The following is a 312-nucleotide window of genomic DNA, read 5'->3' as shown; positions in this document are numbered from 1 at the left end:
GGGCCCGCTGCCCGTGGTGATCTACACCCACGGCGGCGGCTGGGTGCTGGGCGACCGCGAGACGCATAGCCGGCTGGTCCGCGAGYTGACCGATGGAGCAAACGCAGTCGTTGTGTTCGTGGACTATGATCGCTCGCCCGAAAGCCGCTATCCCGTCGCGGTCGAAGAAAGTTATGCAGTGCTTAAGTACGTAGCCGAGCATCCCGACGAGTTCGGCGCAGATGCCAGCCGAATTGCGATCGCAGGCGATAGTGTTGGCGGCAACATGACGGCCGTGGTCGCGCTTCTCGCCAAAGAGCGCAACGGCCCTGA

General features: G+C 63.7%; 1 protein-coding gene. It reads left to right on the top strand.

What is annotated here, in order from left to right:
• On the top strand, positions 1-312 hold a 312-nt coding region (locus AC1DDS_RS25840), incomplete at both ends, for an alpha/beta hydrolase fold domain-containing protein (RefSeq protein WP_477481455.1).

Source organism: Mycoplana sp. 10N416 (assembly GCF_056394765.1).
Note: the sequence above shows the minus strand (reverse complement) of the source record. Positions and strands in the feature narration are given on the sequence as shown.